Genomic DNA, 24,927 nt, shown 5'->3' with positions numbered 1-24,927 from the left:
GCCCCCGAGCGTAGGCGGCTCAGCGGTGCGCGAGCTTCTTCGCCGCCTTGCCGGCCTTCTTCGTCGCCTTCGTCCCCGCCTTGCGGGCGGAGGACGTGAGGGTGTCCAGCAGGTAGGTCGCGGCGGCGCCGAGCATGATGACGTCTTTCGCGATGCCGACGCCGTCCGGGCTGGGCCGCGGGTCGTTCTCGCCCCGGTGCAGGGCCGGGGTGCGCAGGTACATGCCGACGAGCGCGGCGGAGAACGCCGTGAACCCGGTGGCGACGGCGACGCGCGGCAGCACCGGCACCAGCAGGGCGGCGCCGAGGCCGACCTCGCTGGCCGCGACGGCCTTGGTGAACGTCTTCGGGTCGACGTCCTTCAGGAACGGGTACGCGCCCGACGCGAGGCCGTGGTACCCCTTCGCGGCGTCCTCGTCGGCCGAGAGCTTGTCGATGCCGGAGCTGAGGATGTACGCGCCGGCGCCGAGCCGGAGCGGGAGATGACGAAGCTTCACGCGTCCTCCAGGGGTGGGGTCCGGTCCGCCGGGCGTGCGCCCGGTCACCCGCCCGACGGTACGTCCGGGGGGACGGTCCCGCAGGGCGGGAGCATGCTGGACCCGTGACCGAGCAGACGCGCACGTCCACCATCGCCGAGGTCGCCGCCGCGACGGGCCTGACCCCGCACACGCTGCGGTACTACGAGCGCGACGGGCTGCTGCTCGACGCCGTGGCCCGCAGCACGTCGGGGCACCGGCGGTACACCGAGCGGGACGTGGCGTGGCTGCACCTGCTGACCCGGCTGCGGGCGACCGGGATGCCGGTGCGCGACATCCGCGCGTACGCGGACCTGGTGCGGGCGGGCGACGGCACCGAGCCCGCCCGCCTCGCGATGCTGGAGGCGCACCGGGACCGGGTGCTCGCCGAGCTCGCCGAGGTGCGGGCGCACCTGGCGGGCATCGAGCTGAAGATCGACGTGTACGCGGGCCGGCTGGGCAGCGGCGACCCGGTGCCCGAGGACGCGGCCCGCGCTGCGGGCTGACCCCTCAGACCGCCGCGAGGTGCGCGGGCCGGACCTCGTACGGGCCCGGGGCGAAGGTCAGCTCGCCGTGCCCGCCGGCGAGGGCGCGCAGGTCCATGGCGTAGCGGACGACCTCCGGCTCGGGGACCGTCGCCTCGATCCGGACCCGGCCGTCGTCGGTGGTGGACGTCGCGGTGATGTGCCCGCGCCGCCCGGACAGGTCTCCCAGGACGTCGCCCTGCGCGGCGGCGGGCACGACGACGGTGACGTGCACGGTCGGTTCGAGCAGCACCGTCCCCGCGTCGGCGAGCGCCGCCCGGACCCCGGCGGCCGTGGCGGTGCGGAACGCCATGTCCGAGGAGTCGACGGCGTGCGCCCGCCCGTCGTGGACCTCGACCTGCACGTCCACGACGGGGTGGCCGAGCGGGCCTCCGGCGGCCAGCGCCTCGGCGGCGCCGCGCTCGACGGCGGGCAGGTAGGAGCGGGGGACGGCCCCGCCGACGACGGAGTCCACGAACGCGAAACCCGACCCGGGCGGCAACGGGGTCAGCCGCAGGTGGACGACGGCGAACTGCCCGTGCCCGCCGGACTGCTTCTTGAGGCGCCCCTCGGCGGCGGCGGGCCGGGCGAGGGTCTCCCGGTAGGCGACCCGCACGGGCTCGGTGGTGACGTGCACGCCGAACACCCGGGCCAGCCGCTCGACCGCGACGGCCAGGTGGGCGTCGCCGAGGCCGCGCAGGACGCTCTGGTGCGCGGTGCGGTCGACCCGCAGGGTCGGGTCCTCGGCGGCGAGGCGGGTGAGGGCGCCCGACAGCCGGTCGTCGTCGGCCTGGCTGACCGGTACGAGGGCGACGGCGAGCACCGGCTCGCGCGGCGGCGGGCCGGCGGGTCGCGCGGGGCGGGCCTGGGAAGCCAGGAGGGTGCCGGTGGGGGCGCCCGAGAGCTTGGCGACGGCCGCGACCTCCCCGGCCCGGACGACGTCGGCGGGCAGGTGCTCACGGCCGCGCAGCCGGAACAGGCCGTGCAGGCGCTCCTCGGTGCCGGTCGCGGTGGACACCAGGCGGTCGCCGGGGCGGACGGTGCCGGACAGCACCTTGAACACGGACACCTGGCCGACGAACGGGTCCGCGACGGTGCGGAACACGTGCAGGACGGTCTCGCCGTCAGGGTCGGCGGGCAGGTCGAGCACGGGAGCGTCCGAGCCGGGGTCGCCGACGCGCAGCCGCGCGGGGCGGTCGGCGGGCGACGGCCCGATCTCGCACATCAGGTCCGCGAGCCGGTCGACGCCGACGCCCGTGGCCGCGGAGACGAGCAGCACCGGCACGGCCCCGCCGGTGCGGACCTCGCGGGCGAGGGTGCGCTCCAGGTCGGCGGGACCGGGCTCGTCGCCGGACAGGTAACGCTCGAGCTGGTCGTCGTCGTGCGCGACGATCTCCTCGGTGACCTCGTCGTGGACGCGGCGCTCCTCGTCGGCGACGTCGGCGGGCAGGTCGGCGTCGTGGTGCCGCCCGTCGGCGTCGTAGTCGAGGGCGCGGTCGGACAGGACGTCGGCGACGCCGTGCAGGGCGTGCTCCTCGCCGAGCGGGAGCTCCAGCGGGACGACGCCCGCCGGGTCGTGGCCGGTGCGGCGCGCGAGGTCGCGGACCTGGTCCAGCACGCGGTGGAAGTCGGCGCGGGCGCGGTCCTCCTGCGCGACGACGACGAGCCGCCCGATCCCGGCCTCGTCGCAGCGCCGCCACGCCGCCTCGGTGCCGGACTGTACCCCGTCGACGGCGCTCACCACCAGCACGGCGAGGTCCGCGACGCCGAGGGCCGCGTCGAGGGCGCCCGCGAAGTCCGGGGAGCCGGGGGTGTCCAGCAGGGTCACCCGGTGCGGGCAGCCCTGCGAGCAGGTCCAGTCCAGGTCCGCGACGCCGAGCGCGACGGACGACCCGCGGGCCGCCTCCTCGGGCTCGTGGTCGCACACCGTCGAGCCGTCCTCGACCCGCCCGGCCCGGGGGATCGCCCCGGCGCGCAGCAGCAGGGCCTCAGCCAGGGTCGTCTTGCCGGATCCGCCGTGGCCGACGAGCGCCACGTTGCGGACGGTCGGCCTCGTCGCCGCGTCCATCCAGGTCTCCTGGTTCGTGCCGGGAGAGCCAGGCTATCCGGGTGCGACGGCCCGCGGGAGGGCTTCCGGCCCCGGGATCGGCCCCGCCGCCGGGCGAGCGGCGGCGGACCTTCCGGGCGGCATCCCCCGCGGCAGCGGACGACCCCCGGCCGCGAGGTGCGGCCGGGGGTCGTCGTGGGGGACGGCGGGGCGCCGTCAGGCGCTGGTCAGGACGCCGACAGGATGTCCACGACGAAGATCAGCGTGGACCCACCCGGGATCGAGGAGGTGTCCTCGTCGCCGTAGCCCAGGTCCGGCGGGACGACCAGCAGCACCTGGCTGCCGACGGTCTGCCCGACGAGGCCCTGCTGCCAGCCCTGGATGACGTTGCCCAGCGGGAAGCTGGTGGACGCCCCGCGCTCCCAGGAGGAGTCGAACGGGGTGCCGTCCCAGAGCCAGCCGCTGTACTGCACGGTGAGGGTCTGGCCGGACTCGACCGGCGCGCCCGCGCCCTGGATCAGCGGCTGGGCGACGAGCTCGGTGGGCGGCTCGGCGTCGACGGTCTCGATGGACGGCGCGCCGTCCTCGGCGAGGGTGACCGTGGGCAGGCCCTCGGGGATGTCGGTGACGGCGGTGCCCTCGGCCCGCGTCGGGATGGCCTCGGTGCTCATGATCTCGACGGCCATGAGCACGGTGTCGTCCTGCGCGGGGCTGGCGTAGAGCAGGCGGGCGCCGACCTGGGCGCCGACGAGGACGTCCAGCAGCGCGTCCGGGACGTTGCCCGGCTCTGCGACGTACGCCTGCGGCGTCGCGCCGTAGGTGCCGCCCTGGCTGGAGCCGTCCGAGCCGAGCACCGCGACGATGTTGAGCATCACCTGGTGCCCCTCCTCGACGGTCTCGCCGTCACCGGGCTCGGCGACGCGCGCGACGTCCGCGGACACCGAGAACGGCTGCTCGAAGTCGAGGGTCGGCTCCGCGCCGGGCTCGCCCGTGACGGTCACCGCCTCGAGGGCCGCGACGTCCTCGGCGCTCGCCGTCGCGGCGCTCGCGGACGGGGAGGCGGAGGCCGACGGGTCGGCGGAGGTGTCGTCGCTGCAGGCGCTGAGCAGCACCAGCGAGGCGGCGAGGAGGGTGGCTGCGGCCGTACGGCGCACGTGCTCGTCCTTCGTTCGGGGGCGGCTGATCCGGCCGCCATGGTAGGCGCCGAGCCTGGGCGGGGCCCGGGCGCGGTGTGCGCGGACCGTGCGGGTGCTGTGCCCGGACGGGTCAGCCGCGCGCCACGATCGCGTCCGCGTGCCGGGTGATCCAGCCCATCAGCGGCAGCAGGTGGTCGGCGAGCTCGCGGCCCAGCGGGGTCAGCGAGTAGTCCACGCGCGGCGGGATGGACGGGGTGGCCTCGCGCAGCACCAGGCCGTCGGCCTCCAGGGTGCGCAGCGTGGAGGCGAGCATCTTCTCGCTGATGCCCTCGACGAGGCGGCGCAGCTCGCCCCAGCGCAGCGTGCGCTCGGACAGGGCGACCAGCACGAGGACGCCCCACTTGCTGGTGACGTGGTCGAGGACGACCCGGCTCGGGCACGCCGCCGGGAGCACCCCGCCGGTGAGCAGGCCGGACAGCACCGACGCGGATTCCGGCGCGTGTGCGGGGCTGACCTCGATGCTTACGCTCATGCCAGTACCTTACGCGAAAGTGGGTACCCGCGATCGGGAAGGGCGCTGGCGGATCCGGGGTTGGCTGGTGGTGCCGGACGCGTCAGGTGCCCGGCCGCGCACGCACCACCACCGAAGGAGTCCCCATGTCGATCGTCGTCACCGGTGCCACCGGCCACCTCGGCCGCCTCGTCGTCGAGCACCTGCTGGCCGACGGCGTCCCCGCCGACCAGGTCGTCGCCGCGGGCCGCCGCACCGAGCGCCTCGCCGACCTCGCCGAGCGGGGCGTGCGCGTCGCCGCCGTCGACTTCACCGACCCGGCGTCGCTGACGGCTGCCTTCGACGGCGCCGACGTCGTGCTGCTGGTCTCCGGCAGCGAGGTCGGGCAGCGGGTCGCCCAGCACACCGCCGCCATCGAGGCCGCCAAGGCCGTGGGCGTCGGTCGACTCGTCTACACCTCCGCGCCGCACGCCGACACCACGCCGCTGGTCCTCGCGCCCGAGCACAAGGCCACCGAGGAGGTGCTGCGCGCGTCCGGGCTGACCTACACGATCCTGCGCAACGGCTGGTACACCGAGAACTACCTCGGCGACGTCCAGGGCGCCGCCGAGTCCGGCGAGATCGTCGGCGCCTACGGCGAGGGCCGGGTCGCCTCCGCGCCCCGCGACGACTTCGCCGCGGCCGCCGCCGTGGTGCTCCGCACCGAGGGCCACGACGACGCGACCTACGAGCTCGCCGGTGACGAGGCGTGGGGCTTCGCCGACCTCGCCGCCGCCGCCGCCGAGGTGCTCGGCCGCCCCGTGACCTACCGGGCCGTCACCTCCGACGAGCAGCGCGCCGCCCTGCTCGCCGCCGGGCTGGACGAGGGCACCGCCGGGTTCGTCGTCGCGCTCGCGGAGAACACCCGCGACGACCTGCTCGCCGGGGCCGACGGCACTCTGTCCCGGCTCATCGGGCGGCCGACGACGCCGCTCGTGCCCGCGCTGCGCGCGGCGCTGACGCCCGCGTCCTGACCTGCCGGCCGGGCCGCCCCGACCGGGGGCGGACCGGGGTGCGGGACGGCGCGCTCGGGGGGATCGTCGAGGGCATGACGCGATTCGGCTACACCCTGATGACCGAGCAGTCCGGGCCCAAGCAGCTCGTGGAGTACGCCGTTGGCGCCGAGCAGCGCGGCTTCGACTTCCTCGTCTCGTCCGACCACGCCTTCCCCTGGATCGACGAGCAGGGCCACGCCCCCTACGCCTGGACGCTGCTCGGCGCGGTCGCGCACGCCACGTCCCGCGTCGACCTCATGACCTACGTGACGGCGCCGATCATCCGCTACCACCCGGCCGTCGTCGCCCAGAAGGCCGCGACCCTCGGCGTGCTGTCCGACGGGCGGTTCACGCTCGGCCTCGGCGCGGGCGAGAACCTCAACGAGCACGTGGTCGGCGAGCGCTGGCCCGCCGTCGGCGAGCGGCACGACATGCTCGAGGAGGCGATCGAGATCATCGCCTCCCTGCTGGACGGCGACCGGCTCACCTACGACGGCCAGCACTTCCGCGTCGACTCCGCCCGGCTGTGGGACCTGCCGGAGGACCCGGTCGAGATCGCCGTCGCCGTCTCCGGCGGCCAGTCGATCTCCCGGTTCGCGCCGCTGGTCGACCACCTCGTCGCCACCGAGCCGAAGTCCGACCTCATCCGGGGCTGGGATGAGGCCCGCCGGGCGGCTGCCGCCGAGTCCGGCTCCGGGGACGCGCTCGTCCCGTCGCGGAAGATCGGCCAGATCCCGATCTCCTGGGACCCCGACCCGGAGGTCGCGAAGCAGCGGGCGCACGAGCAGTTCCGCTGGTTCGCCGGCGGCTGGCACGTCAACGCCGACCTGCCGACCACCGAGGCGTTCGCCGCCGCGAGCCAGTTCACCCGGCCCGACGACGTCGCCGCGACCATCCCGTGCGGGCCTGACCTGGATGCGATCGTCACGGCGGTGTCCGCGTACTGGGAGGCGGGGTTCACGGACATCGCGCTGGTGCAGGTCGGGGACGCGGCGCAGCAGCAGTTCCTCGACGAGGTGGCGGAGCCGCTGCTCGAGAAGCTCCGGTCGGCCGCGCCGTCGTCCTGAGAGGAACGTGAAGGTTGCGCAACCCTGCGTCTGCGCAACGTCGAGGTTGAGGGAGGAGCACCATGGCCGTGACCGCGTTCCAGGACCTGCCCCTGGCCGACCGGGACCGCGCGTGGGACGGAGCCGCCGCCGAGCGGCGGGTCCGCGCGTGGGCCGGGGTCGAGGAGGAGCCCAACGAGCGATACCGGGACGCGCACGTCTGGTACGACGCCGACGCGAAGCAGAACCTCACCGCGTACAAGCTGCTGATCGCCGACGTGGTGGACGGGAGGCTGGTCGCCGTGCCGCGCGGGGTGTTCGCGGCCGCCGCCGTCCTGCAGGGCTCGCGCGGCGGGATCGACATCCCCGCGAAGGACGCCGACCGCGCCCGCAGCCACCTCGCGAAGTACTACGCGAAGCTCGACGACGCACCGCCCTGGGAGGATTGAGCGGCACCGCGCGCACCGGGCGGGCGGACGGCAGGATTCGGGTCGGCGAACCGGCGTGGGGCGCGTGACGGGCCGCGGCCGGGCGGCGGACCATGGGGCCGTGCCCCCCGAACCCGCCCCGACGCCGACGCCCACCGCCCGCCAGGTCCGGCGGTGGCGCCGCTACCTCGCCGACGAGCGTGCCGAGGCCGCCGCCTACCGTGACCTCGCCTCGCGTCGCACCGGCGAGGAGCGGGCGATCCTGCTCGCCCTCGCCGACGCCGAGAAGCGGCACGAGCAGCACTGGCTCGACCTGCTCGGCGGCCGGGTCGGCCGCCCGCTGCGCGGCGACATCCGCTCCCGCGGTCTCGGCTGGCTCGCCCGCCGGTTCGGCGGCGTGTTCGTCCTCGCGCTCGCGCAGCGCGCCGAGGCACGGTCCGCCTACGCCGAGGACGTCGACGCCACCCCGACCATGGCGGCGGACGAGCGCATCCACGAGGAGGTCGTGCGCAGCCTCGCGATCCGCGGCCGCAACCGGATCTCCGGGACGTTCCGCGCCGCGGTGTTCGGCGCCAACGACGGCCTGGTCAGCAACCTGGCGCTGGTGCTCGGCATCGGCGCCAGCGGCGTCGCCCACTCGACCGTCCTGCTCACCGGGCTCGCCGGCCTGCTCGCCGGGGCCCTGTCCATGGGGGCGGGGGAGTACGTGTCCGTGCGCTCCCAGCGCGAGCTGCTGGAGGCCTCGCGGCCCAGCGCGCACGCCCGCGAGGCTCTGCCGCACCTCGACCTCGACGCGAACGAGCTCGCGCTCGTCTACCGGGCGCGGGGCATGGCCGAGGACGACGCCGCCCGGCGGGCGCAGGACGTGCTCGCGCGGGCCGCGCTGCTCGGCGCGACGGTGCCCGCGTCCGACCTGGGGGTGGCGGCGGACGGCGCGGACGTGGCGGGTGCGGAGGACGACGTCGCGGAGGTCGACGAGCACGAGACCGTCGGGACCGCGGTCGGGGCGGCGGCGGCGAGCTTCTGCTTCTTCGCCGGGGGCGCGATCATCCCCGTGCTGCCCTACCTGTTCGGCCTGGAGGACTGGCTCGCCGTCGGCGTCGCGACCGGTCTCGTGGGTGTCGCGCTGCTCGGCACGGGTGCGACCGTCGGCGTGCTGTCCGGCTCCTCGCCCGCCCGGCGGGCGCTGCGCCAGCTCGGCATCGGCCTCGGTGCCGCGGCGGCGACGTACCTGCTCGGACTGGCGTTCGGCACCAGCGTCGCGTGATGTTCGGCTGTCCGGACGCCGGAGGTGCGGCGGGACGAACGGTGTGAAATACCCCATCGGGGGGTGAGGTAAGCCTTGCCTCCGATGTACCGTGGCGAGCATGACGACGTCCACCGCCGCACCGGCCGTCACCACGCCGTTCCGGTTCTTCGACGTGCGCGTCGCCCGGATCGAGCAGCTGAGCCCGTCGTTCCGGCGGTTCACGTTCACCGGTGACGACCTCGACCAGTTCGCCGACAACGGCTACGACCAGCGCATCAAGCTGCTCATGCCGTTGCCCTGCGGCTACGAGACCGTCCCGAGCGGTGACAACTGGTACCTCGAGTGGCGCGACCTCCCGGACGAGCTCCGCCACCCGCTGCGCACCTACACGGCGCGCACCGCCCGCCACGACGTCCGCGAGCTCGACGTCGACATCGTCCTGCACGGCGAGGTCGGCCCCGCGTCCCGCTGGGCCAGCAACGCCGTCGTCGGCGACCCCCTCGTCATCCTCGGGCCCAACCGCGAGCACGACGGCCCCGCCGGGGGCATCGACTTCGTCCCGCCGGCCCACGCCGACCGGCTCCTGCTCGCCGGCGACGAGACCGCCGCCCCCGCCATCGCGGGCATCCTCGAGCGCCTGCCCCGCGACGCCCGCGGCGAGGCCCTCATCGAGGTCCCCGTCACCGGCGACATGCTCCCGCTCGACGCCCCCGCCGGGGTCACCGTCCGGTGGCTGCCCCGCGACGGCGCCGCCCACGGGTCCCAGCTCGTCCCCGCCGTGCAGGCCGCGTGCCACCGGCTCATGCCGCACGAGGTCGCGCGGCCCGAGGGGATGGACGTCGAGGACGTCGACATCGAGACCGGGATCCTCTGGGAGGTCCCCGTCGACCACAGCACCGGGCAGGCGCTCGCGCAGAGCGCCGCGCTCTACGCCTGGCTCGCGGGGGAGGCCGGGTCGATCAAGACCCTGCGGCGGCACCTCGTGGGGACGTGCGGGGTGGACCGGAAGGCCGTGGCGTTCATGGGGTACTGGCGCGAGGGGCGGGCCGAGGGGGCCTGAGCCGCGGTCGGTCCCTCCGACCGCGACACCCGGCAGCCCTGGCGAGCACCCGGCTACAGGGTGCACCGCGCGTCGGGCGCCGGGACCGTGAGGTCGACGAGGTACGCGGACGCGATCTCGTCCACGCACGGGCTCGCGCCGCTCATCACGACGGTGTGCTGCTCGCCCTCGACGGTCAGCACGGTGCCGCCGATCTGCTCCGCGAGGTGCGCGCCGCTCTCGTAGGGCGTGGTGGTGTCGCCGGTGATCGAGACGACCAGCGTCGGCGGGACGTCCTCGAGGCCCTGCGCGTACGGGAAGCCGAGCGTCGGCTCCGCGGGCCACGCCTCGCACGCGTCCCGCGCGCCTTCGGTCAGGTCGACGCCCGGGTCGATGAACGGGGCCGCCTCGACCACGGCGGCGCGCAGCTCGGCGGTCTCCTGGGGCGTCATCCGCTCCTCGTCGACGCAGTTGATCGCGAGGTTGGCCTCGGGGAAGTTCGGCCAGCGGCCGTCCTCGTCCCGGCCCGCGTACACGTGGCTGATCGTCTGCAGGAGGTCGCCGCGACCCTGCTGGACCTCCGTGATCCCTTCGATGATGACCGGCCACGCCTGCGAGTCGTACAGTCCCGCGAGCACCCCGTCGACGGCGGCGTCGAAGTCGAGGCCGGGACCGATCTCGGTCGGCACCGGGGCGTCGAGCAGCGGGCGGACGATCTCCTGGAACGCCGCGGTGGCCCCCGCCGGGTCGGTGCCGAGGGGGCACCCGGGCTGCTGCGCGCAGAACGCCGCCATCTGGTCGAACGCCCGCTGGAACGCGACGAAGCTCGCCACCCGCCGCTCGGCCTGGTCGTGCCGCGGGTCGACCGCCCCGTCCAGGACCATCGCCCGCACGGCCTCGGGGAACATCTCCGCGTACACGGCGCCGAGCCGCGTCCCGTAGGACTGGCCGAGGAACGTCAGCTGCTCGTCGCCGAGCACCTCGCGGAGCACGTCCATGTCGCGGGCGGCGTCCCGGGTGCCGAGGTGCGCCAGCACCTCCTCGCCGCCCGAGCCCTCCGCGCAGCCCTCGGCCAGGTCGCGGGTGTCCTCCTGGGTCCAGCGCACCGTGGTCCCGATCGCCGTGGTCGGCACGCTCCCCTCGTCCGCCTGCGCGTCGGAGTAGCAGTCGACGGCCGGGGCCGACGCGCCCACGCCGCGCGGGTCGAAGCCGACCAGGTCGAACCGCTCGGTCATCGGGCTCTGCGCGAGCGCCGCCGCCGTGGTCGACGCCGCCGACAGCCCCGAGCCCCCGGGGCCGCCCGTGTTCAGCACCAGGGACCCGATCGCCTCGCCGCGGGCGGGCACGCGCATCAGCGCGATCGACGCGACCTCGCCGTCGGGGGCGTCGTAGTCGAGCGGCACCTCCAGGCGCGCGCACTCGTGCGTGGGGTCGGCGGACAGCGCCTGGACCTCGATCGCGGTGGTCGCGTACTCCGCGCACGCGCCGAAGGTCAGCTCCTGGTCGTAGAACCGGTCGAGCGCGGCGGGGGTCGGCTCCCCGGGGTCGGGCGACTCGGGAGGCGACGACGGGCTGCACGCGGCCAGCGCGAGCAGCACGCCCGCGGCGGCGACCGCGGCGGCGCGGCGCGGGGTGCGGGACGACATGGGGCTCCTTCGAGCGGCCGGCGGTGGCCACGGGTCGGTGGTCCGGTCGCCATCCATCCGACACCAGGCCCGGAGAACGTGCCCGACGAAGCGGCACCCGCGCGCCTCCGCCGGGTCAGCGCCGTCGGCGCAGGTACCGGGTCCGCACCACCGGGTAGGCGCTCGCGGAGAGCGCCGCGCTCTCCGCGTCTCTCGCGGGGGAGGCCGGGTCGCTCACGACCCTGCGGTGGCACCTCGTGGGGACGCGCGGGGTGGACCAGAGGCCGTGGCGTTCACGGGGTGCTGGCCTGGAGGGCGGCCCGAGGGCGCTTGTTGGGCCCGCCGTCCTGCTCGGGGGCGGCGTCCGTGCTCTCGCCGTCGTCCTCGGAGGGGGCGAGGCCGAGCAGCTCCAGCAGGTCGCGGGCGTCCGCGGCGTCGTGGGCGTGGGAGCACACCACCCGGGTCGCTGTCTGCCTCGCCAGGCGCCACCGCCGCGCCTCGCCGTCGTCGTCGACCGTCGGTGCCGTGCCCACGGTCCGGGGGTCGCTCAGATCCATCCCACTCACCCCTCGCTGCCTCCCGGCGACCGGTCGACTCCGGTCCGCCCCGGCCCAGCGTCGCACCGGGGACACCACCCAGATCCCGGGCGGGGGGTGGGAGCGAGCCGGGGTGCCGTCTGACGCCGGGTTCTGGGTAGGTGGTGTTCAGGAGCCCCCTGTCCTGCGGCTGTGCGCCCGATGCTGCCACGGCGCCCGGGGCCCGGTGATGGCGGCCCTGCCGTGGCGCACCACCGCTGGGAGAGGACGCAGTCGATGAAGCACACCCCGGGGCCGTGGTCGGCCCTCGCGCTGAGCGCCGCGCCCGCCGTGACCCTCGCCGCGTGCACGAGCAGCGACCCGGAGCCGGCCGAGCCGACGGCTGCTGCTGTCGAGCCGACCCCGGAGACCGGCACCGACGAGGACACCGAGACCGTCGCCGTCACCGAGGTCGACGACGCCGGAGCCGGCGTCGTCGGATCGACCGAGGGCCTGGTGACCGCCCCGTGGGCGCATCCGGCCCAGAACGTCGGTGAGGAGCTCGCGACGGTCCAGCTCGCGTCGCTGAGCGTCCGCATCAACGACTCGGGGCGCTTTCCCGGGACGCGGGACCAGTACTTCTCCGACGGCACGCAGGCGCTGGCCGAGGGCGCCCCGGTGGTCTACCTGTCCTGGACCGTGACGAACACCGGGGACGAGCCGGTGCGGCTGGGGGCGAGCATGGTGAACGTCCGGCCCACGGCGGACGGCCGCAACCTCGGGTACGACACCAACGAGGGGTTCCGCGAGCTGGGCCTGTCGCCCGACGCGGTCAAGGAGTACCACGAGGACAACATCTACGTGCTCGGTCCGGGGGAGTCGTTCACCGAGGGGATGAACTTCCCGCTGGGCGAGATCGACGTGCTCGACCTCGACCTCACGTTCACCCCGAGGAGTGCGGACGGCGACCTCGAGCACGACCTGGCCGTGAACGAGCGGATCTCGGTGCCGCTGGCTCGCACCTGACCCCGCTCCCCGACGAGGGCCGGGTCGACCTCGCGGTCGGCCCGGCCCTCGTCACGCAGGCCGCGGCCCCGCCCGCCGATGGGGTCAGCCCGCCGAGGCACCTAGGTGCTGCCCGGAGCCGCGGTGAGTGGCCGAGGCGGCTGCCAGCGTCGGGGTGTTCTGCGCTGCCCGCGTCGCGACCTCAGGGACGGGCGGTGCGCCGTGTCCGGGGGAACGCTGGATCGGAGTGTCATGACAGCAGGGTGGAAGGTCCGCGCGGCGTGCGCGGTCGCAGGATCGATGGTGCTCGCGGGGCTGACCGGCTTCGCCGGTGGCGCGGCGCACGCTGACGACGCCGCGGAGGTCGCGCCGACCTCGGGCGCCGAGTTCGAGGCGCAGGCGAGCGAGCTGCTGGCGCTGGAGGGTGTCGAGGCGGTCACGGTCGACGCCGCGGGCACCGTGGTCCTGACGACGACCGACCCGGTCGACGCGCTGGAGGACGTCGCCGAGGAGTTCGTGGAGGACCACCGCAACGTCGAGGTCCGGTTGCTGGACGCGCCGCTGAGCGCGCTGTCCGTCACCGACGTCGTCGGTGGCGCGGGGTACGCGGCGATGAGTGGGTCCAGCGACGATCTCGGTCTGTGCTCGATCGGCTTCGCCGGGTTCACCCCGGACGGGGCTCCCGCGGTCGTCTCCGCCGGGCACTGCACGGATGACGGCTCGTACGCCGACGCGGTGCTGACCGTCCCCGCGGGCGACCCCGCAGGCGGCGGTGCGACCGGCAACGACGACATCGCGGGTCTCGCCGAGCTCGGCGCGTTCGGGTTCTCCCAGTTCGGAGGCCCTGGCAACACCGAGGGTCAGGCGGACGCCGCCAGCACCGACGTGTCGGTGATCGACGTGACGAACACGGACCTGGACCTGCTGCCGGTCGTCACCGACTGGACCACCACCGGTGACCTGTCGGCGTCGACGCGACCGGTCACCGCGGTCGGCACCGCGCGCCCGGGCGCGAGCGTGGTGAAGTCCGGCCGCACCACCGGGTTCACCTCCGGCACCGTGGACTCGATCGGCTACGCGAGCGTCGACGGCCGGACGGTCTACGGGTTCTGGACCGATGTGCCCGGCGCTCCGGGCGACTCCGGCGGCGCGGTCCTCCAGGGCAGCACCGCGGTCGGCGTGGTCTCCGGCGGTGGTACGGCAGGCGGGGCCCCCGTCATGTTCGCGGCCGACCTGCAGGCCGCGCTGGCGGTGACCGGCGGGTACTCCGTCGCGGTCCAGGTCGCCGCGCCCGTGCTCACCGGCCCGGCCACCGGATCGGTCGTCGCCCCCGGTGCCACGATCTCCGGCACCGCCGGTGCCGGGACGACCCTGGCGGTCGAGCCGTCGGTCGGGGAGCCCTTCGAGGTCCCGGTCGGCGCCGCGGGCACGTGGTCGTTCCCCGCGACCGAGGTCCTCGGTCCGATCAGCTACACGCTGGTCGCGCGCTCCGGGTACTCCGCCTCCGCGCCGACGGTGCTGGAGTACGAGGTCCTGCCCGTCACCGCCCTCACCTCCCCGGGTGACGGCGAGCGGGTGCTGACCAGCGTGCAGCGCCTCGCCGGGGTCGGTGCCGCGGGCGAGGACGTCGCGCTCACCGGTGACGTCGAGGCCGTGGTCGAGGTCGCGGAGGACGGCACCTGGGAGCACGAGGTCGACCTGTCCTACGGCCGCTACACCGTGACCGTGCAGCAGATCACCGGAACCCCGGGCGAGCCGTCGACCAGCACCTTCGAGGTCGTCCCGGTCGCCCCGGCGATCACCGACCCCGTCGACGGGGGCTCGTTCACCCCGGCGACCGCGCCGACCACCGTGTCCGGCACGGGGCTCGACGGCGCGCGGGTCGGCCTGGACACCGGGCACGGCCCGCTGCTGCACGCCGACGTGGTCGACGGGACGTGGACGATCGAGCTGCCCGAGGCGCTGGAGGCCCGCGACCACCGGTTCACCGCGAACCAGTCCCTCGCGAGCGTCGACAGCGACTTCGGCCAGCCCGTGACGTTCACCGTCGCCGCGGACGCCGCGGTGGTCGGTGACGACGTCGCCGCGGCTGCGGCCCCCGGTGGCGGGGACGACGGGGTGCTCGCGCAGACCGGCGTCTCCGCCGCGCTGATCGTGCTGGTGGCCGCGATGCTCGTCGGCATCGGGGCGCACACGGTCATCCGCGCCCGCCGCACCCCGGTCGCGGGGGTGCGGACCATCGCCTGACCCAGCGGCGTCACGACGCAGAGCCGGGGTCCGCACCGTGGGGCGGGCCCCGGCTCTCGCGCGTGTGCGGGGGTCGTCGTCGCACAGAGCTCCCGGCTCCGGGAGGAAAGCGCTCGCCTGCGCATCCTGCAGGCGTCAGGGCCCGACTTGACAGTCTTGCTGACCTCGATGACTGCCGCTGCTAGCCTCGGACGAGGTCGTGACCTGCGACAGCGTGCTCAGGCGAGCGGTCGGACGACCGACCCGGCGAGCCCTGTGCCGTCGCTCCGAGGTCACGTCACCTGTACGTCCGGCGACCATCCAGGGGGGATGAGGCGTGAACCTGAACGGCCTGCGGGCGTTCGTGGCGGTGGGGGAGCTCGGCAGCATCCGGGACGCCGCCGTCGAGCTCGGCTACTCGGAGTCGGCGGTCAGCCGCCACCTCACGGCGTTCGAGCGATCCGTCGGCGGCGCCGTGTTCGAGCGAGAGCGCGCCGGGATGCGCCTGACGGATCGCGGCGAGGCGATCCTGCCGCTCGCGCACGAGGCCCTCGGGACCGTCGCCGCGATCGTCGGAGATCCCGGTACCGCACGTCCGGGGCACGTCGAGACTGCGACATCCGCAACCGTCCGTGCGTGATCCGCAGGATCCTCGCGGAGCAGTCGCCGTCCCGACGAGCATCGCGGTGCGGGGGTCGTCCTGGCCGGGTACCCGGGTTCCGGGACGAGCAGCCGCCGCAGCACGGCTCTCGTTCACCCATCACAGAAGGAGCACGTCCATGCTCGAGACCACTTCCCGGTCGAAGACGACCACCATCGCCGCCGCGGCTGTCGCGACCCTCATGGGTCTGACCCTCGGGGGCGTCGCCATGATGTGGGTCACCGGAACCTTCGCGCTGTCGACGGCGACCGCCGCGACGCTGTGGAACGCGTTCGAGGTCGGCGGCTGGGCCTTCTCGATCGCGCTCGCGGCGTTCTCCGCCGGCACCTCGGCGGCGATCTACGCCGCGATCCGGGGATTCGTGGCCACGCTCGGCAAGGCCGCCGCCCGCAAGGCGTTCATCGCGTGACCGCGCGGTCGGCGGCCGCCCGTACGAGCGTCCGCCGACCGTCCCGCCCCGAGCACGAGGAGGGTCCATGACCGGTCCAGCCGTCGAGGTCGCGCGCCTCGCACCGGACCTCGCACCCCGCTCCCCGCGCGGCGCGGCGCTGCGTGGGCTGGTGCTCGGCGGTGCCCGCGGGGCCGACGTCACCGTGGCCGCCGTGCTGGCGCTGGCGATCGCCGGGATCGGCGCCGCCGCCGGGTACGGCGCCTACGCGCCGGACCCCGGGCAGGGTGGTGTCGTCCCCGGACCCGGCACGCTGCCGTCGACGGTGCTGACCATCCTGGGGCAGAACCTCGGCGCCGTGCTGCTGGCGTTCACCGGCGCGATGACGTGGGGCCTCGGGACGATCGCCGCGCTGCTGACGACGAGCGCCTGGGTCGGTGCGACCGCGCACGCCGTGATCGCCGAGATCGGCGCGCAGGAGGTCGTCGCCCGGGTGCTCCCCTACGTCCTGCTCGAGTTCGGCGGCCTGCTGCTGGCCGCGGCCGGCGGGCTCTACCCGGTCGTGGTCCTCGTCGGGTCGCTCTTCCGAGGTCGTCCCCGGCCACCGTTCGCCGTCGCGCTCCGCACCTCGCTGGGTCTGCTCCTCACGGGGATGCTGCTCGTCGTCGTCGGGGCCGTGGTCGAGGCGGCGCTGATCGTCTGGACCCACCCGTCGTGATCGGAGAGAAGACCATGACCGTCCGCACCTCGGACCCGGTCGACGTCGCTGCCACGCAGACGACCGCGCCGCGTCGGCGTGCCACCGGACGCACCTGGGGCCTGCTCCTCCTGGTCGTCAGCGCCCTCACGGCGGCGCGCGTCCCGCAGGTGAGCGACGACGTGGCAGCCCGGCTCGCCCGGGGCGACAGCGGCGTCGACCTCGACGGCCTCGAGCAGGCGGAGCTCGCCGTGACCATCGGCACCGTGACGGCGCTGGTGCTGGCGCTGGCGCTCCAGGTGCTCGTGGTGGCCGGTGCCATCGCGGTCGAGCGGCGGACGGCCGCCGCGGGACGGCTGGTCGTGGCAGGTCGTCCGCTCTCGCTGACGTTCCTGGTGGTCGGCGGTGTGCTCGTGCTGGCTCAGGGGACCGCCCTGCTGCTGCCCGCCGCGGGAGGTCGGGTCGAGGTCCTCGTGCCGCTCGCGCTCGTGGTCGCGACGGCGGCCACCGCCCTGGCCCGCGACGGCGCCCGGTGGGGCCTGCCCGCGAGGGCGGCGATCGCGGTCGGGACCGCGCTGATGCTGACGTTCGTGCTGTGAGGGGCTCCCTGCGATGACGTTGACGACCTTCTACCGCCGGTTCTCGCGGCCGGTCGCGGGCGCCTGCGCCCTCCTGCTGGTCGCGGTGCTGGTGCTCGCGTTCGCCACGGCGGACCTGGATGCCGCTCGCTACGGCACGCTGCTCGTCGTCGGCACGGGCGCCGGCACCGTGCTGCTCGGGGTCGCAGCCGCCGTCCCGCGGCTCCCCATCGGCCTGACGTGGCCGACCTACCTGGTCTCCGCCTGGGCGGTCGCGGCCGCTGCGGGTCCGGGCACGCTGGGCGGGCCCGGTCAGGTGATCGCCTGGGCCGTCGCCGGTGTGTGCGTGCTGATGGCGATCGGTGCCTGCATCGTGCACTACGACGTCGCGCAGAACCGTCCGGTGTCACGCCTGTGACCACGCCCGAGCCACGTCGGGGCCGGGGGCTGGGGACCGCCGTCGACCTGTGGGCCGTCCGGTTCCTGACCACCTTCTCGCTGCGCATCCGGGTGCGGGTGTTCCTGACGGGGGCGCTCGCCCTGTCGGCCTGCGCCGCCGCGGCCACGGCCGGTCTCGCGTTCGCCGTCGTGTCCGCGGTGGTGACCGCCGCCGGGGTCCTGGTGCCCGGAGCGCGCGAGGCGCTGGGGTGGTCCGCCGTGCTGCTCCTGGCCGGGCTCGTCGCCTACGGAGGGACGGGCTCCCTGCTGCGGGAGACCTTCTCGCGGGTGCGGTACGCGGTGCCCGCGTCACCGGTGCGTGGGCTGTGGCTCGCGATGGACCTCCCGCTGCGCCAGGTCGTCCTGGCCGAGCGAGGGACCGAGCAGCTGCCTCGCGCCCTGGTGTCCGGCGGCCTCGTCCTGGGGACCGCGGGCGCGTTGACGAGCACCGGCAGCGTCGCCGCCGCGGCCGCCGCGCTCCTCGTGCTCGGCCTGGTGGTCGCGGCCGAGGGAGCGTGCCACCTCGTGGCGATGCGCGCCGCCACCCGCTCGCGCGTGCGACGCGCCCCCGTGGGCGTCTGGGAGCTGTACGTCGTCGTGCTCGGTCTCGCGGGCGGTGCCGTGCTGCCGCCTCTGGTCCGGATCGCGACCGGGGTGCGCGCGGACGCGGTCGCGGACGCGCTGGCGGCTGCCGACGTCGTGGGGCTGCGGGCGGCGGCGCTGGTGCTCGTGCTCAGCGGCGTCGTGCTCGCCGCGGTCGTGACGGTCGTCGCGATCCGGCGACCCGCCGAGGACGTCCCGCTGCTCGGGATCGACGCGCCGGCGATCGTCGCCGCGAGGTTCACCCTGGGACGTCGATGGCGCCGGCCGACCTGGTTCGGGACGGTGGCCTGGGGAACCGGGTCGATGACGCCGCAGCCTGCGGTCCTGGCCCTGTTCCGCCTCGTGCTCGCCGCCACCGCGGTCGCCGTCGGGGTCAGGCTCGCGGCAGGGCCGGTCGCCATGGGCGTCGAGATCCGCGGGGTCGCGCTGGACGCGGTGGTCCGCTCGGCGGTCGCCCTCACGTCGGCGACCGTCGCCGGCCTCGTCACGGCAGGCACCGTGGTGGTCGCGGGGCACGGCGCCAGGCTGTGGCACTACCGCACCCTGCGTGAGCTGGGCAGCCCCGTGGCCGTGACCTGGGCCGCCCACGTCGCGGGTGCGGTGGTCCAGTGCGCGGCGTTCGGTGCCGCGCTCGCGCTGGCGGCCGGTGCGATCACCGGCCGCGCGCACCCCGAGATCGTGTCGATCGCCGTGGTGGTGGCTCTCGCGGACCACCTCGCCGAGTCCCTGTTCGCCCGTCCCACACGCGACGAGGGCGAGCGCACGGGCAGCACCGCCACGGCTGTGGTGGGGATCGCGCTCGTCGCGCCCGCGCTCGTCGCCGCCGTCGCGGGTGGCGTGTGGGCCTGGGTTTCCGTCGTCTACGTCGTCGTGCTAGCTGGAGGAGGTCTGCTGTGCTTCGAGATCCGGTCACGGAACATCCCGGTGGTCGCGGTCGCATGAGCGACGGGGAGCCGCTCGCGGTCCGGCTCGACCAGGTGACCGCCGGGTGGATCGAGGGCAAGCCCGCGCTGCGGTCCGCCTCGTTGACGATCGCGGCGCGCGGCGTCACCGGGGTCGTCGGACCGAACGGCTCGGGCAAGTCGACGCTGGTCGAGCTGATCAGCGGCTACCTGCGTCCGTGGCAGGGCACGGTCCAGGTGGGCGGTGCCGCACCGGACTCGGGCTCGGTGCGCAGCCGCCGCCGCATCTGCCGGACGGCACCTGCGCTCTTCGGTCTCATGACGGTCCGTGACCACCTGGTGCTGTCCGCCCGGGCGCCCGGCGGTGACCTCGACGTGCAGGTCCGGCGGGCCGAGCGGCTCGGGTTGGGCCCGTGGCTCGACGAGAACGCGGGAACGCTGTCGTCGGGCACGGCCAAGAAGCTCTGGTACCTCTTCTGCACCGCAGGTGACTTCGAGCTGGTGGTGCTGGACGAGCCGTTCAACGCACTCGACCTGGGAGCGGTCGACGTCGTCGTGGACGAGATCGTCCGCTGGGCGGAGGACCGGGCGGTCGTCGTCGTCGCCCACCAGCCCCCGGCGGGTCTGCCGGTCGAAGCCGTGGTCGACCTGGAGACGGCGGGGCACCGTGGGTGAGCGTCTGGCACCGGTCCGGGTCGAGGCCACCGCGGTCGGGAAGTCCTACGACGGTCGCAGCGTCCTGCGAGATGCGACCTTCGTCCTCGAGCCGGGGACCGTCACGGTCCTGCTCGGGCACAACGGCGCCGGGAAGTCCACGCTCGTCCGCCGCCTGGCAGGGCTGGTCCGAGGGGAGGGGGAGGTGCGCCTGGCGGGCCGGCCGCTCGTCGACCACCCCGAGCCGCACCGGGTCCTGGGTGTCGACCTCGGTACTCCGCAGGTGCACCCGGGGCGGACGGTGCGGTCGCACCTGCGGCTGCTCGCGCACGGCATGCCCGACGCCGCGGTCAGGGTCGCGCAGGTCGCGGAGCTCTTCGGCGTCGGGCCGCTGCTGGACCGTCGGCCGACGGGCTTCTCGACGGGGATGAAGCGCGGCGTGGCACTGGCGGCCACCTGGATCGCCGACCCGTCGGTGCTGGTGCTGGACGAGCCGATCAACGGTCTCGAGGTCGCGGCCGTGCGCCGGGTCAAGGACCTCGTGCGTCGGCACGCCGACCGCGGGGGCACGGTGCTGGTCGCCTCGCACGTGCTCGCCGAGGCCGAGCGCATCGCGGACCGGGTCCTGGTGCTGGAAGGCGGGGGCGTCGTCGCCCACCAGGACCTCGCCGGGTACGTCGCGCGCGCCGGGGCGCAGGACATCGACGTGGTCACGGACGACCAGGGACGGCTCGAGGCCGCGCTCGCGGCGGCGGGGATCGCCTCCCGATCGACCGCGACCGGTGTGGTCGTCTCAGGGGTGTCGCAGCGCGCTGTCGCCGAGTGCGCGCGCGATGCCGGCGTGCTCGTGCTCGAGCTGCGACCGCGGCGGCCGACGCTCGAGGACGTCTTCCTGTCGGGCGGCGTCCCGGCTCCCGGTTCTGTCGAGAGGACACGCACATGACCGCATCGGTGGGGTTCGCGTGGCAGACCCTCTGGTCCCTCCGGTTCGTCCGCGTCGTCGCGTCGTCGGCCGTCGTGGTCTCCGCGGCCGGGGCGGCGCTGCTCACGCTGGCGCTCGCCGCCGTGCCCGGCGCGGACCTGAGCCAGGACGGGCTGCTGCTCGTGCTCCTGCGGACCAACGTCGCCATCCCGGTCGTCTCGGCCGTGCTCGCGGTCGCGGTGGTCGGGGGCGACGTCCGCAGGGGCACCGTCCTCGCCGGGGTGCTGCGCGCCCGAGGCCGTGGGCGGGCGTGGATGGCGCGGCTGCTGGTGGCCGTCGTGTCGTCGGCAGGGGTCGCGCTCGCCTGCACGGTGGTCTGCGTCGCCGTCGTGACCGCCGTCGCCGGGCCCCTCGCGCCGGGGGTGGTGCTTCCTGCGGCGCTCGGGACGGTCGCCCTCGCCGTCGGGTGGGCGTGCGTCGGAGCCGGATCGGGCTCGGCGATCCGCAACCCCCTCGCCGCCGTCGCGGTGCCGGTGGTCGTGGCGTACGCCGTCGAGCCGATCATCCGGACGTCCGCTGCGTTCGGACCCGAGGTGCTCCGGGTCCTGGCGGCGCGGCTGCCGTTCTCGTCGGGGACGGACCTGGTGCGCGGGGACGCGACCACGTCGGGCGCGGTGCTCGACTCGGCGGCCGCGTGGCAACCGGGGGCGGTCGTCTTCGGCGCCTTCGTGCTCGCCGTCGCCGCGGCCGGTCACGTGGTGTTCCGGCGTGCCGACCTCGTCCCGACGGATCTCGCGTGACCCGGGCCCGCGCCGTCGGCGCGACCACGTTCGTGCTCGCAGCGAGCCTGCTGGTCGGCTGCGCACCTGGGGCGGCGTCGGGTTCGGCGACCCCCGACCCGGAGCGGGACGGTCCCCTCACCGAGTACCTCGCCCAGGTGTTCGGTGACAGCACCGACCCCGTGGCGCTCGCCGACCAGCAGCGCGCCATGCAGGAGGCGGTCGCCGCGTGCATGGCGGAGCAGGGGTTCGACTACGTGCCCCGCACCCCGCAGACAGCCGGTGAGGCCGTCGGCGGGGAGCTGCCCGAGTGGGGTTCCGCGGCGTTCGCGGAGCAGTACGGCTACGGGATCACCACGCTCACCGAGCTCACTGGCGGCGACGAACCCAAGGACCCCAACGCCGACCTCGTCGCCGCGCTGTCCGAGGCCGGCCGCGCGGAGTGGGAGGTGGCGCTCTACGGGGACGGAGGATCGACGGAGGTCAGCGGATGCGTCGGCACCGCGCAGCGCGAGGTGTACGGGGGCGGGGTCCTCGAGGACCCGACCTACCTGGCGATCCAGGCAGAGCTGATCCCGTTGTACGACGGGGTCGGCGCTGACGCGAAGGTCCTGGAGGCGACGCGGCAGTGGTCCGTGTGCATGCTGGACGTCGGCCACGACGTCGGTTCGCCGGACGAGGCGATGTCGGGGCTGTACGCGGAGGTCGAGGCCCTCGACGTCGGCGCCGGGATCCCGGCCGAGCTCGTCAGCCGCGAGATCGCGATCGCCACGGCCGACCGTACGTGCCAGGAGGACTCCGGGCTCACGGCGGTGCGGGCCGAGGTGGAGCGCGCGCTGGAGGAGCAGTTCGTCGCCGAGCACCGTGCCGAGCTCGAGGAGCTGGTCGCGGCCGCCGGGGAATGATGATCTCGGGCAGCTCGTGGAACGACCCGGGGGATCTGAGGCGGTCAGCCCACGTCCCTGCCTGGTCAGCGTCGCCGGCGCAGGTACCAGATCCGCGTCACGTTCGCGCACACGAACAGCACCCCGACCCCGATGATCGTCAGCACCGGGTTGCCGACGACCATGCCCGCGAGCGTCAGCGCACCGCCGACGACCAGCGCGGTGACGATGCGGATGACGGCGGGTCGGTCCTCCGGGGGCAGGCGGGTCGGCTGGGTCACGGCACCAGCCTCGCACGGGCCGCGCGAGGCGCCCGCACCGTCAGCCCCGGTACTCCTCGTCCGTGACGTGCTCCAGCCACGTGGTCGTGGTCGCCGGGTCGTCGGCGCTCTCCAGCATCGCGAGGTGCTCCATCCAGCAGTCGGGCGTGGCCCCGTGCCAGTGCTCCTCCCCGGGGGCGGTGTAGAGCGTCTGCCCGGGCCGGACCTCGTGCACCGTGCCGTCCCGTCCGCCGACCAGCGCGACGCCCTGGGTGACCCGCAGGTACTGACCGCGCGCGTGCGAGTGCCACGCGGTCCGCGCACCGGGGGCGAACCGGACGGTCGCGACGGACATCCGCTGACCCTCGGCGTGAGGGACCGCCACCATGTCCACCCACACGTCCCCCGTGAACTGCTCCGGCGGGTTCTTCACGGTCGCGGGCGTCGGGTCGATCTGCATCAGAGCACCTCCTTCGCGATGGTGAGGGCGGAGACGGCGCGCGGCCATCCGGCGTAGAACGCCACGTGGGTGATGGCCTCGACGATCTCCTCGCGGGTCAGGCCGTTGTCCAGGCCCATCGGGATGTGGGCGCGCAGCTGCTCGGTGTTCCCGGCGCTGACCAGGCTGCTGATGGTGACGAGGGACCGGTCGCGGGGCGAGAGGTCCGGGCGGGCCCAGACTTCGCCGAACAGGACGTCGTCGGTGAGGTGCACGAACGCGGGGGCGAGGTCGCCCACCAGGCGCTGCATCGGGGATTCGGTGGACACGGGTGCTCCTTCGGGGAGGGGATCGACCCCTCGACGGCAGGCACGCGCCCGGCGCACGGCTGCCCGGGAGGCAGGCCCTGTCAGGACCCCTCAGCGGCACGGCCGTGCAGCCGCTCCCGGATCTCCGGTGCCATCTCGACGTCGTGCGGCAGGGCGACGAGCACGTCCGGGGTGACGGCGATCCCCTGCGCCCCGGCGACGGACGCGAGCGCGCCCCAGTGCGACGCGGCCATCCCCTCGTACGACTCACCGTGGATGGGCTCGTCCGGCCCCACGACGGTGCGCGCGGTGTCGGCCAGGTCGGCAGGGGTCGTCCAGGTCCACATGTCGACCGGACCGCTGGTCGACCACCCGCGGTCGTCCAGCAGGGTGACCCGGCGCCCGTCGGCGGTCTCCAGCGCCAGCACGGCGGAGATCGACACCTGCCACCGGTCGCCCGCGTGCGCCTCGCCGTCGAGGGCGATGCGGGTCACCAGGCGCTCGGGGGTGGTCATGGTCGGCACGCTACGCGGCCCGCGCGTGGCCCGGCTCAGAGGGAGCGGTCACGGCGACAGCGCGGGCCTGTCCGCGAGCACCTGGGCGATCCGCGACTGGTCGACGTGCCAGGCGCCCAGGTCAGGGTGGATCGACTCGACCACGCGCCGCATGGCGTCGCTGCCGTCCTCGATGACGCCCTGACGGATGAGGGGTTCGAGGTGCGCCACCCGGTTGCGCAGGAGGTGTGTCGTCGCGACGTCGTCCACGAGCTGGCGGTGGTCACCGGCGATGTGGGGGAACCCGGCACCGAGTGCCTGGCGCCAGAGGGTCGCCTTGCTCGGGCTCTTGCGGATCGTCCGCGCCGGGAGCAGGTACCGCCAGGTGCCGAGAGTGAGGTGGGCGACGACGTCCCCGTGCGTGACGTCCCGTCGAGGTCGACTCGACATCGCGACGGCCTTTCGCGCACGGGCGCACGCCCCGGGGAGGTCCTTCCCGAGCAGTCCGCGAAGGGTGCGGCACGGATCCAGCGTCCAGTCCGGGCCGTGCCGGGTGCCAGGGTCACGCCGGTCGGGGACTCTGTTCCACTCACGCAGGCGCGCGTCGATCGTGTTGCGCAGCACCACCTCGACCACGTGGAGCGACTCGTACACGGCGGAGGAGGCGGCGATGTTCCACCTGGAGAGGTCGAGCGCGTCGGAGGTGCGTCCGTGAGTGGCGACCAGGTAGGGGCGCAGGCGTTCAGCACTCAGGTACTGGCTGAGCGTGTCGCCGTCTGCGGGTCTGGTCGGGTTGAGGGGCAGCAGCACCGGTAGGCTCCTTCCCGAAGGCGGGGTAGTTCTTCCCGTTCCGATTCACAGGAGGCCCTCTCGTCGTCTCGACGGAGGGCCTCCTGCGTGTCTGGGGCCCGCCGTTCCGGTGCTGATCGGATCGAGCGGTCCCAGGGGATCGTGCCGCTCCCGCCGGTCGACGCCAGCACCTACCCAGGTCAGCGCGTGACGTCCCGACACCGGGCGCTCG

29 protein-coding genes are annotated in these 24,927 nt (G+C 75.0%); 18 read left to right on the top strand and 11 right to left on the bottom strand.

The window, feature by feature from the left end; genetic code table 11:
• Nucleotides 1-19: 19 nt before the first annotated feature.
• Nucleotides 20-496: a DoxX family membrane protein gene (locus tag EBM89_RS02670; protein WP_122147916.1), complete on the bottom strand. Its 477-nt coding sequence runs from the start codon at nt 494-496 to the stop codon at nt 20-22.
• Nucleotides 497-600: 104 nt separating this feature from the next.
• Between EBM89_RS02670 and EBM89_RS02665 the strand changes: the two genes are divergently transcribed.
• Nucleotides 601-1,020 (top strand): MerR family transcriptional regulator, encoded by a 420-nt coding sequence (locus EBM89_RS02665; RefSeq protein WP_122147915.1) that lies wholly within the window; start codon nt 601-603, stop codon nt 1,018-1,020.
• 4 nt (nt 1,021-1,024) lie between these two features.
• Here the strand turns inward: EBM89_RS02665 and EBM89_RS02660 are convergent, their stop codons facing one another.
• The 3 genes from EBM89_RS02660 to EBM89_RS02650 all read right to left on the bottom strand — a co-directional run bounded on the left by EBM89_RS02660 (nt 1,025) and on the right by EBM89_RS02650 (nt 4,753).
• On the bottom strand, nt 1,025-3,106 hold the full coding sequence (locus EBM89_RS02660; protein ID WP_122147914.1) for an elongation factor G: 2,082 nt from the start codon (nt 3,104-3,106) through the stop codon (nt 1,025-1,027).
• 206 nt (nt 3,107-3,312) lie between these two features.
• Nucleotides 3,313-4,239 (bottom strand): FKBP-type peptidyl-prolyl cis-trans isomerase, encoded by a 927-nt coding sequence (locus EBM89_RS02655; RefSeq protein ID WP_122147913.1) that lies wholly within the window; start codon nt 4,237-4,239, stop codon nt 3,313-3,315.
• A gap of 112 nt (nt 4,240-4,351) precedes the next feature.
• Nucleotides 4,352-4,753 carry a winged helix-turn-helix transcriptional regulator gene (locus EBM89_RS02650; RefSeq protein ID WP_122147912.1) on the bottom strand — a complete coding sequence of 134 codons (402 nt, stop codon included), beginning with the start codon at nt 4,751-4,753 and terminating at the stop codon, nt 4,352-4,354.
• 125 nt (nt 4,754-4,878) lie between these two features.
• Here EBM89_RS02650 and EBM89_RS02645 point away from each other — a divergent pair, with 125 nt between their 5' ends.
• From EBM89_RS02645 to EBM89_RS02625, 5 genes are all read left to right on the top strand, one after another.
• The gene (locus EBM89_RS02645) at nt 4,879-5,745 is read left to right on the top strand and encodes an SDR family oxidoreductase (RefSeq protein WP_122147911.1); all 867 of its coding nucleotides are present in this window, start codon (nt 4,879-4,881) and stop codon (nt 5,743-5,745) included.
• Nucleotides 5,746-5,819: 74 nt separating this feature from the next.
• Nucleotides 5,820-6,833 (top strand): TIGR03557 family F420-dependent LLM class oxidoreductase, encoded by a 1,014-nt coding sequence (locus EBM89_RS02640; RefSeq protein ID WP_122147933.1) that lies wholly within the window; start codon nt 5,820-5,822, stop codon nt 6,831-6,833.
• A 62-nt stretch (nt 6,834-6,895) separates the two neighbouring features.
• Complete coding sequence (locus EBM89_RS02635; protein WP_122147910.1) at nt 6,896-7,261, top strand: hypothetical protein; 366 nt, start codon at nt 6,896-6,898, stop codon at nt 7,259-7,261.
• Between the two features lie 100 nt (nt 7,262-7,361).
• Entirely contained in the window at nt 7,362-8,507 is a 1,146-nt protein-coding gene (locus EBM89_RS02630; RefSeq protein WP_122147909.1) for a VIT1/CCC1 transporter family protein, read from the top strand.
• Between the two features lie 100 nt (nt 8,508-8,607).
• Nucleotides 8,608-9,549 carry a siderophore-interacting protein gene (locus EBM89_RS02625; RefSeq protein WP_122147908.1) on the top strand — a complete coding sequence of 314 codons (942 nt, stop codon included), beginning with the start codon at nt 8,608-8,610 and terminating at the stop codon, nt 9,547-9,549.
• Between the two features lie 53 nt (nt 9,550-9,602).
• On the opposite strand, the gene EBM89_RS02620 is transcribed toward EBM89_RS02625, so the two are convergent.
• Nucleotides 9,603-11,174 (bottom strand): alpha/beta fold hydrolase, encoded by a 1,572-nt coding sequence (locus tag EBM89_RS02620; protein ID WP_122147907.1) that lies wholly within the window; start codon nt 11,172-11,174, stop codon nt 9,603-9,605.
• Nucleotides 11,175-11,446: 272 nt separating this feature from the next.
• Nucleotides 11,447-11,710 (bottom strand): hypothetical protein, encoded by a 264-nt coding sequence (locus EBM89_RS02615; RefSeq protein ID WP_122147906.1) that lies wholly within the window; start codon nt 11,708-11,710, stop codon nt 11,447-11,449.
• A 255-nt stretch (nt 11,711-11,965) separates the two neighbouring features.
• Between EBM89_RS02615 and EBM89_RS02610 the strand changes: the two genes are divergently transcribed.
• From EBM89_RS02610 to EBM89_RS02555, 12 genes are all read left to right on the top strand, one after another.
• On the top strand, nt 11,966-12,694 hold the full coding sequence (locus tag EBM89_RS02610; RefSeq protein ID WP_122147905.1) for a hypothetical protein: 729 nt from the start codon (nt 11,966-11,968) through the stop codon (nt 12,692-12,694).
• 231 nt (nt 12,695-12,925) lie between these two features.
• Entirely contained in the window at nt 12,926-14,920 is a 1,995-nt protein-coding gene (locus EBM89_RS02605; protein WP_147463426.1) for a S1 family peptidase, read from the top strand.
• Nucleotides 14,921-15,236: 316 nt separating this feature from the next.
• The gene (locus EBM89_RS02600; RefSeq protein ID WP_122147903.1) at nt 15,237-15,539 is read left to right on the top strand and encodes a LysR family transcriptional regulator; all 303 of its coding nucleotides are present in this window, start codon (nt 15,237-15,239) and stop codon (nt 15,537-15,539) included.
• Nucleotides 15,540-15,678: 139 nt separating this feature from the next.
• A complete protein-coding gene (locus EBM89_RS02595; protein ID WP_122147902.1) occupies nt 15,679-15,969 on the top strand; it encodes a hypothetical protein in 291 nt (96 codons plus the stop codon).
• Nucleotides 15,970-16,036: 67 nt separating this feature from the next.
• On the top strand, nt 16,037-16,666 hold the full coding sequence (locus EBM89_RS02590; RefSeq protein WP_122147901.1) for a stage II sporulation protein M: 630 nt from the start codon (nt 16,037-16,039) through the stop codon (nt 16,664-16,666).
• A 14-nt stretch (nt 16,667-16,680) separates the two neighbouring features.
• A complete protein-coding gene (locus tag EBM89_RS02585; protein WP_147463425.1) occupies nt 16,681-17,244 on the top strand; it encodes a hypothetical protein in 564 nt (187 codons plus the stop codon).
• 13 nt (nt 17,245-17,257) lie between these two features.
• Nucleotides 17,258-17,641, top strand: coding sequence for a hypothetical protein (locus EBM89_RS02580; RefSeq protein ID WP_122147899.1), 384 nt, complete (start codon nt 17,258-17,260; stop codon nt 17,639-17,641).
• Entirely contained in the window at nt 17,638-19,206 is a 1,569-nt protein-coding gene (locus EBM89_RS20990; RefSeq protein WP_158609451.1) for a hypothetical protein, read from the top strand. The genes EBM89_RS02580 and EBM89_RS20990 overlap by 4 nt, the downstream gene beginning before the upstream one ends.
• On the top strand, nt 19,203-19,841 hold the full coding sequence (locus tag EBM89_RS02570; RefSeq protein WP_122147898.1) for an ATP-binding cassette domain-containing protein: 639 nt from the start codon (nt 19,203-19,205) through the stop codon (nt 19,839-19,841). Before EBM89_RS20990 ends, EBM89_RS02570 begins: the two co-directional genes overlap by 4 nt.
• Nucleotides 19,834-20,763, top strand: a complete 930-nt coding sequence (locus tag EBM89_RS02565) for an ABC transporter ATP-binding protein (RefSeq protein ID WP_158609449.1) — start codon at nt 19,834-19,836, stop codon at nt 20,761-20,763. The genes EBM89_RS02570 and EBM89_RS02565 overlap by 8 nt, the downstream gene beginning before the upstream one ends.
• Nucleotides 20,760-21,542 carry a hypothetical protein gene (locus EBM89_RS02560; protein WP_122147896.1) on the top strand — a complete coding sequence of 261 codons (783 nt, stop codon included), beginning with the start codon at nt 20,760-20,762 and terminating at the stop codon, nt 21,540-21,542. Before EBM89_RS02565 ends, EBM89_RS02560 begins: the two co-directional genes overlap by 4 nt.
• Entirely contained in the window at nt 21,539-22,426 is an 888-nt protein-coding gene (locus EBM89_RS02555) for a hypothetical protein (RefSeq protein ID WP_122147895.1), read from the top strand. The genes EBM89_RS02560 and EBM89_RS02555 overlap by 4 nt, the downstream gene beginning before the upstream one ends.
• Nucleotides 22,427-22,491: 65 nt before the next feature.
• Here EBM89_RS02555 and EBM89_RS02550 read toward each other — a convergent pair whose 3' ends face one another.
• The 5 genes from EBM89_RS02550 to EBM89_RS02530 all read right to left on the bottom strand — a co-directional run bounded on the left by EBM89_RS02550 (nt 22,492) and on the right by EBM89_RS02530 (nt 24,716).
• Nucleotides 22,492-22,686 (bottom strand): hypothetical protein, encoded by a 195-nt coding sequence (locus EBM89_RS02550; protein WP_122147894.1) that lies wholly within the window; start codon nt 22,684-22,686, stop codon nt 22,492-22,494.
• Nucleotides 22,687-22,726: 40 nt separating this feature from the next.
• Nucleotides 22,727-23,125, bottom strand: a complete 399-nt coding sequence (locus EBM89_RS02545; protein ID WP_122147893.1) for a (R)-mandelonitrile lyase — start codon at nt 23,123-23,125, stop codon at nt 22,727-22,729.
• Nucleotides 23,125-23,433 carry a carboxymuconolactone decarboxylase family protein gene (locus EBM89_RS02540; protein ID WP_233571492.1) on the bottom strand — a complete coding sequence of 103 codons (309 nt, stop codon included), beginning with the start codon at nt 23,431-23,433 and terminating at the stop codon, nt 23,125-23,127. The genes EBM89_RS02545 and EBM89_RS02540 overlap by 1 nt, the downstream gene beginning before the upstream one ends.
• An 80-nt stretch (nt 23,434-23,513) precedes the next feature.
• Nucleotides 23,514-23,927, bottom strand: coding sequence for a hypothetical protein (locus EBM89_RS02535; RefSeq protein WP_122147891.1), 414 nt, complete (start codon nt 23,925-23,927; stop codon nt 23,514-23,516).
• A gap of 48 nt (nt 23,928-23,975) precedes the next feature.
• Nucleotides 23,976-24,716 carry a hypothetical protein gene (locus tag EBM89_RS02530; RefSeq protein WP_122147890.1) on the bottom strand — a complete coding sequence of 247 codons (741 nt, stop codon included), beginning with the start codon at nt 24,714-24,716 and terminating at the stop codon, nt 23,976-23,978.
• Nucleotides 24,717-24,927: the final 211 nt, after the last annotated feature.

Origin of the sequence: Cellulomonas triticagri (genome assembly GCF_003696205.1) — a bacterium.
GTDB classification, from domain to species: domain Bacteria; phylum Actinomycetota; class Actinomycetes; order Actinomycetales; family Cellulomonadaceae; genus Cellulomonas; species Cellulomonas triticagri.
This window is presented reverse-complemented; position numbering and strand designations above follow the sequence as displayed.

Excerpts from the sequence above, each read along its gene's own strand:
- EBM89_RS02660 (WP_122147914.1), bottom strand. The coding sequence starts at position 3,106 with ATGGACGCGGCGACGAGGCCGACCGTCCGCAACGTGGCGCTCGTCGGC.
- EBM89_RS02650 (WP_122147912.1), bottom strand. The coding sequence starts at position 4,753 with ATGAGCGTAAGCATCGAGGTCAGCCCCGCACACGCGCCGGAATCCGCG.
- EBM89_RS02645 (WP_122147911.1), top strand. The coding sequence starts at position 4,879 with ATGTCGATCGTCGTCACCGGTGCCACCGGCCACCTCGGCCGCCTCGTC.
- EBM89_RS02640 (WP_122147933.1), top strand. The coding sequence starts at position 5,820 with ATGACGCGATTCGGCTACACCCTGATGACCGAGCAGTCCGGGCCCAAG.
- EBM89_RS02635 (WP_122147910.1), top strand. The coding sequence starts at position 6,896 with ATGGCCGTGACCGCGTTCCAGGACCTGCCCCTGGCCGACCGGGACCGC.
- EBM89_RS02625 (WP_122147908.1), top strand. The coding sequence starts at position 8,608 with ATGACGACGTCCACCGCCGCACCGGCCGTCACCACGCCGTTCCGGTTC.
- EBM89_RS02620 (WP_122147907.1), bottom strand. The coding sequence starts at position 11,174 with ATGTCGTCCCGCACCCCGCGCCGCGCCGCCGCGGTCGCCGCCGCGGGC.
- EBM89_RS02615 (WP_122147906.1), bottom strand. The coding sequence starts at position 11,710 with ATGGATCTGAGCGACCCCCGGACCGTGGGCACGGCACCGACGGTCGAC.
- EBM89_RS02610 (WP_122147905.1), top strand. The coding sequence starts at position 11,966 with ATGAAGCACACCCCGGGGCCGTGGTCGGCCCTCGCGCTGAGCGCCGCG.
- EBM89_RS02605 (WP_147463426.1), top strand. The coding sequence starts at position 12,926 with ATGACAGCAGGGTGGAAGGTCCGCGCGGCGTGCGCGGTCGCAGGATCG.
- EBM89_RS02595 (WP_122147902.1), top strand. The coding sequence starts at position 15,679 with ATGCTCGAGACCACTTCCCGGTCGAAGACGACCACCATCGCCGCCGCG.
- EBM89_RS02590 (WP_122147901.1), top strand. The coding sequence starts at position 16,037 with ATGACCGGTCCAGCCGTCGAGGTCGCGCGCCTCGCACCGGACCTCGCA.
- EBM89_RS02585 (WP_147463425.1), top strand. The coding sequence starts at position 16,681 with ATGACCGTCCGCACCTCGGACCCGGTCGACGTCGCTGCCACGCAGACG.
- EBM89_RS02580 (WP_122147899.1), top strand. The coding sequence starts at position 17,258 with ATGACGTTGACGACCTTCTACCGCCGGTTCTCGCGGCCGGTCGCGGGC.
- EBM89_RS02570 (WP_122147898.1), top strand. The coding sequence starts at position 19,203 with ATGAGCGACGGGGAGCCGCTCGCGGTCCGGCTCGACCAGGTGACCGCC.
- EBM89_RS02560 (WP_122147896.1), top strand. The coding sequence starts at position 20,760 with ATGACCGCATCGGTGGGGTTCGCGTGGCAGACCCTCTGGTCCCTCCGG.
- EBM89_RS02545 (WP_122147893.1), bottom strand. The coding sequence starts at position 23,125 with ATGCAGATCGACCCGACGCCCGCGACCGTGAAGAACCCGCCGGAGCAG.
- EBM89_RS02535 (WP_122147891.1), bottom strand. The coding sequence starts at position 23,927 with ATGACCACCCCCGAGCGCCTGGTGACCCGCATCGCCCTCGACGGCGAG.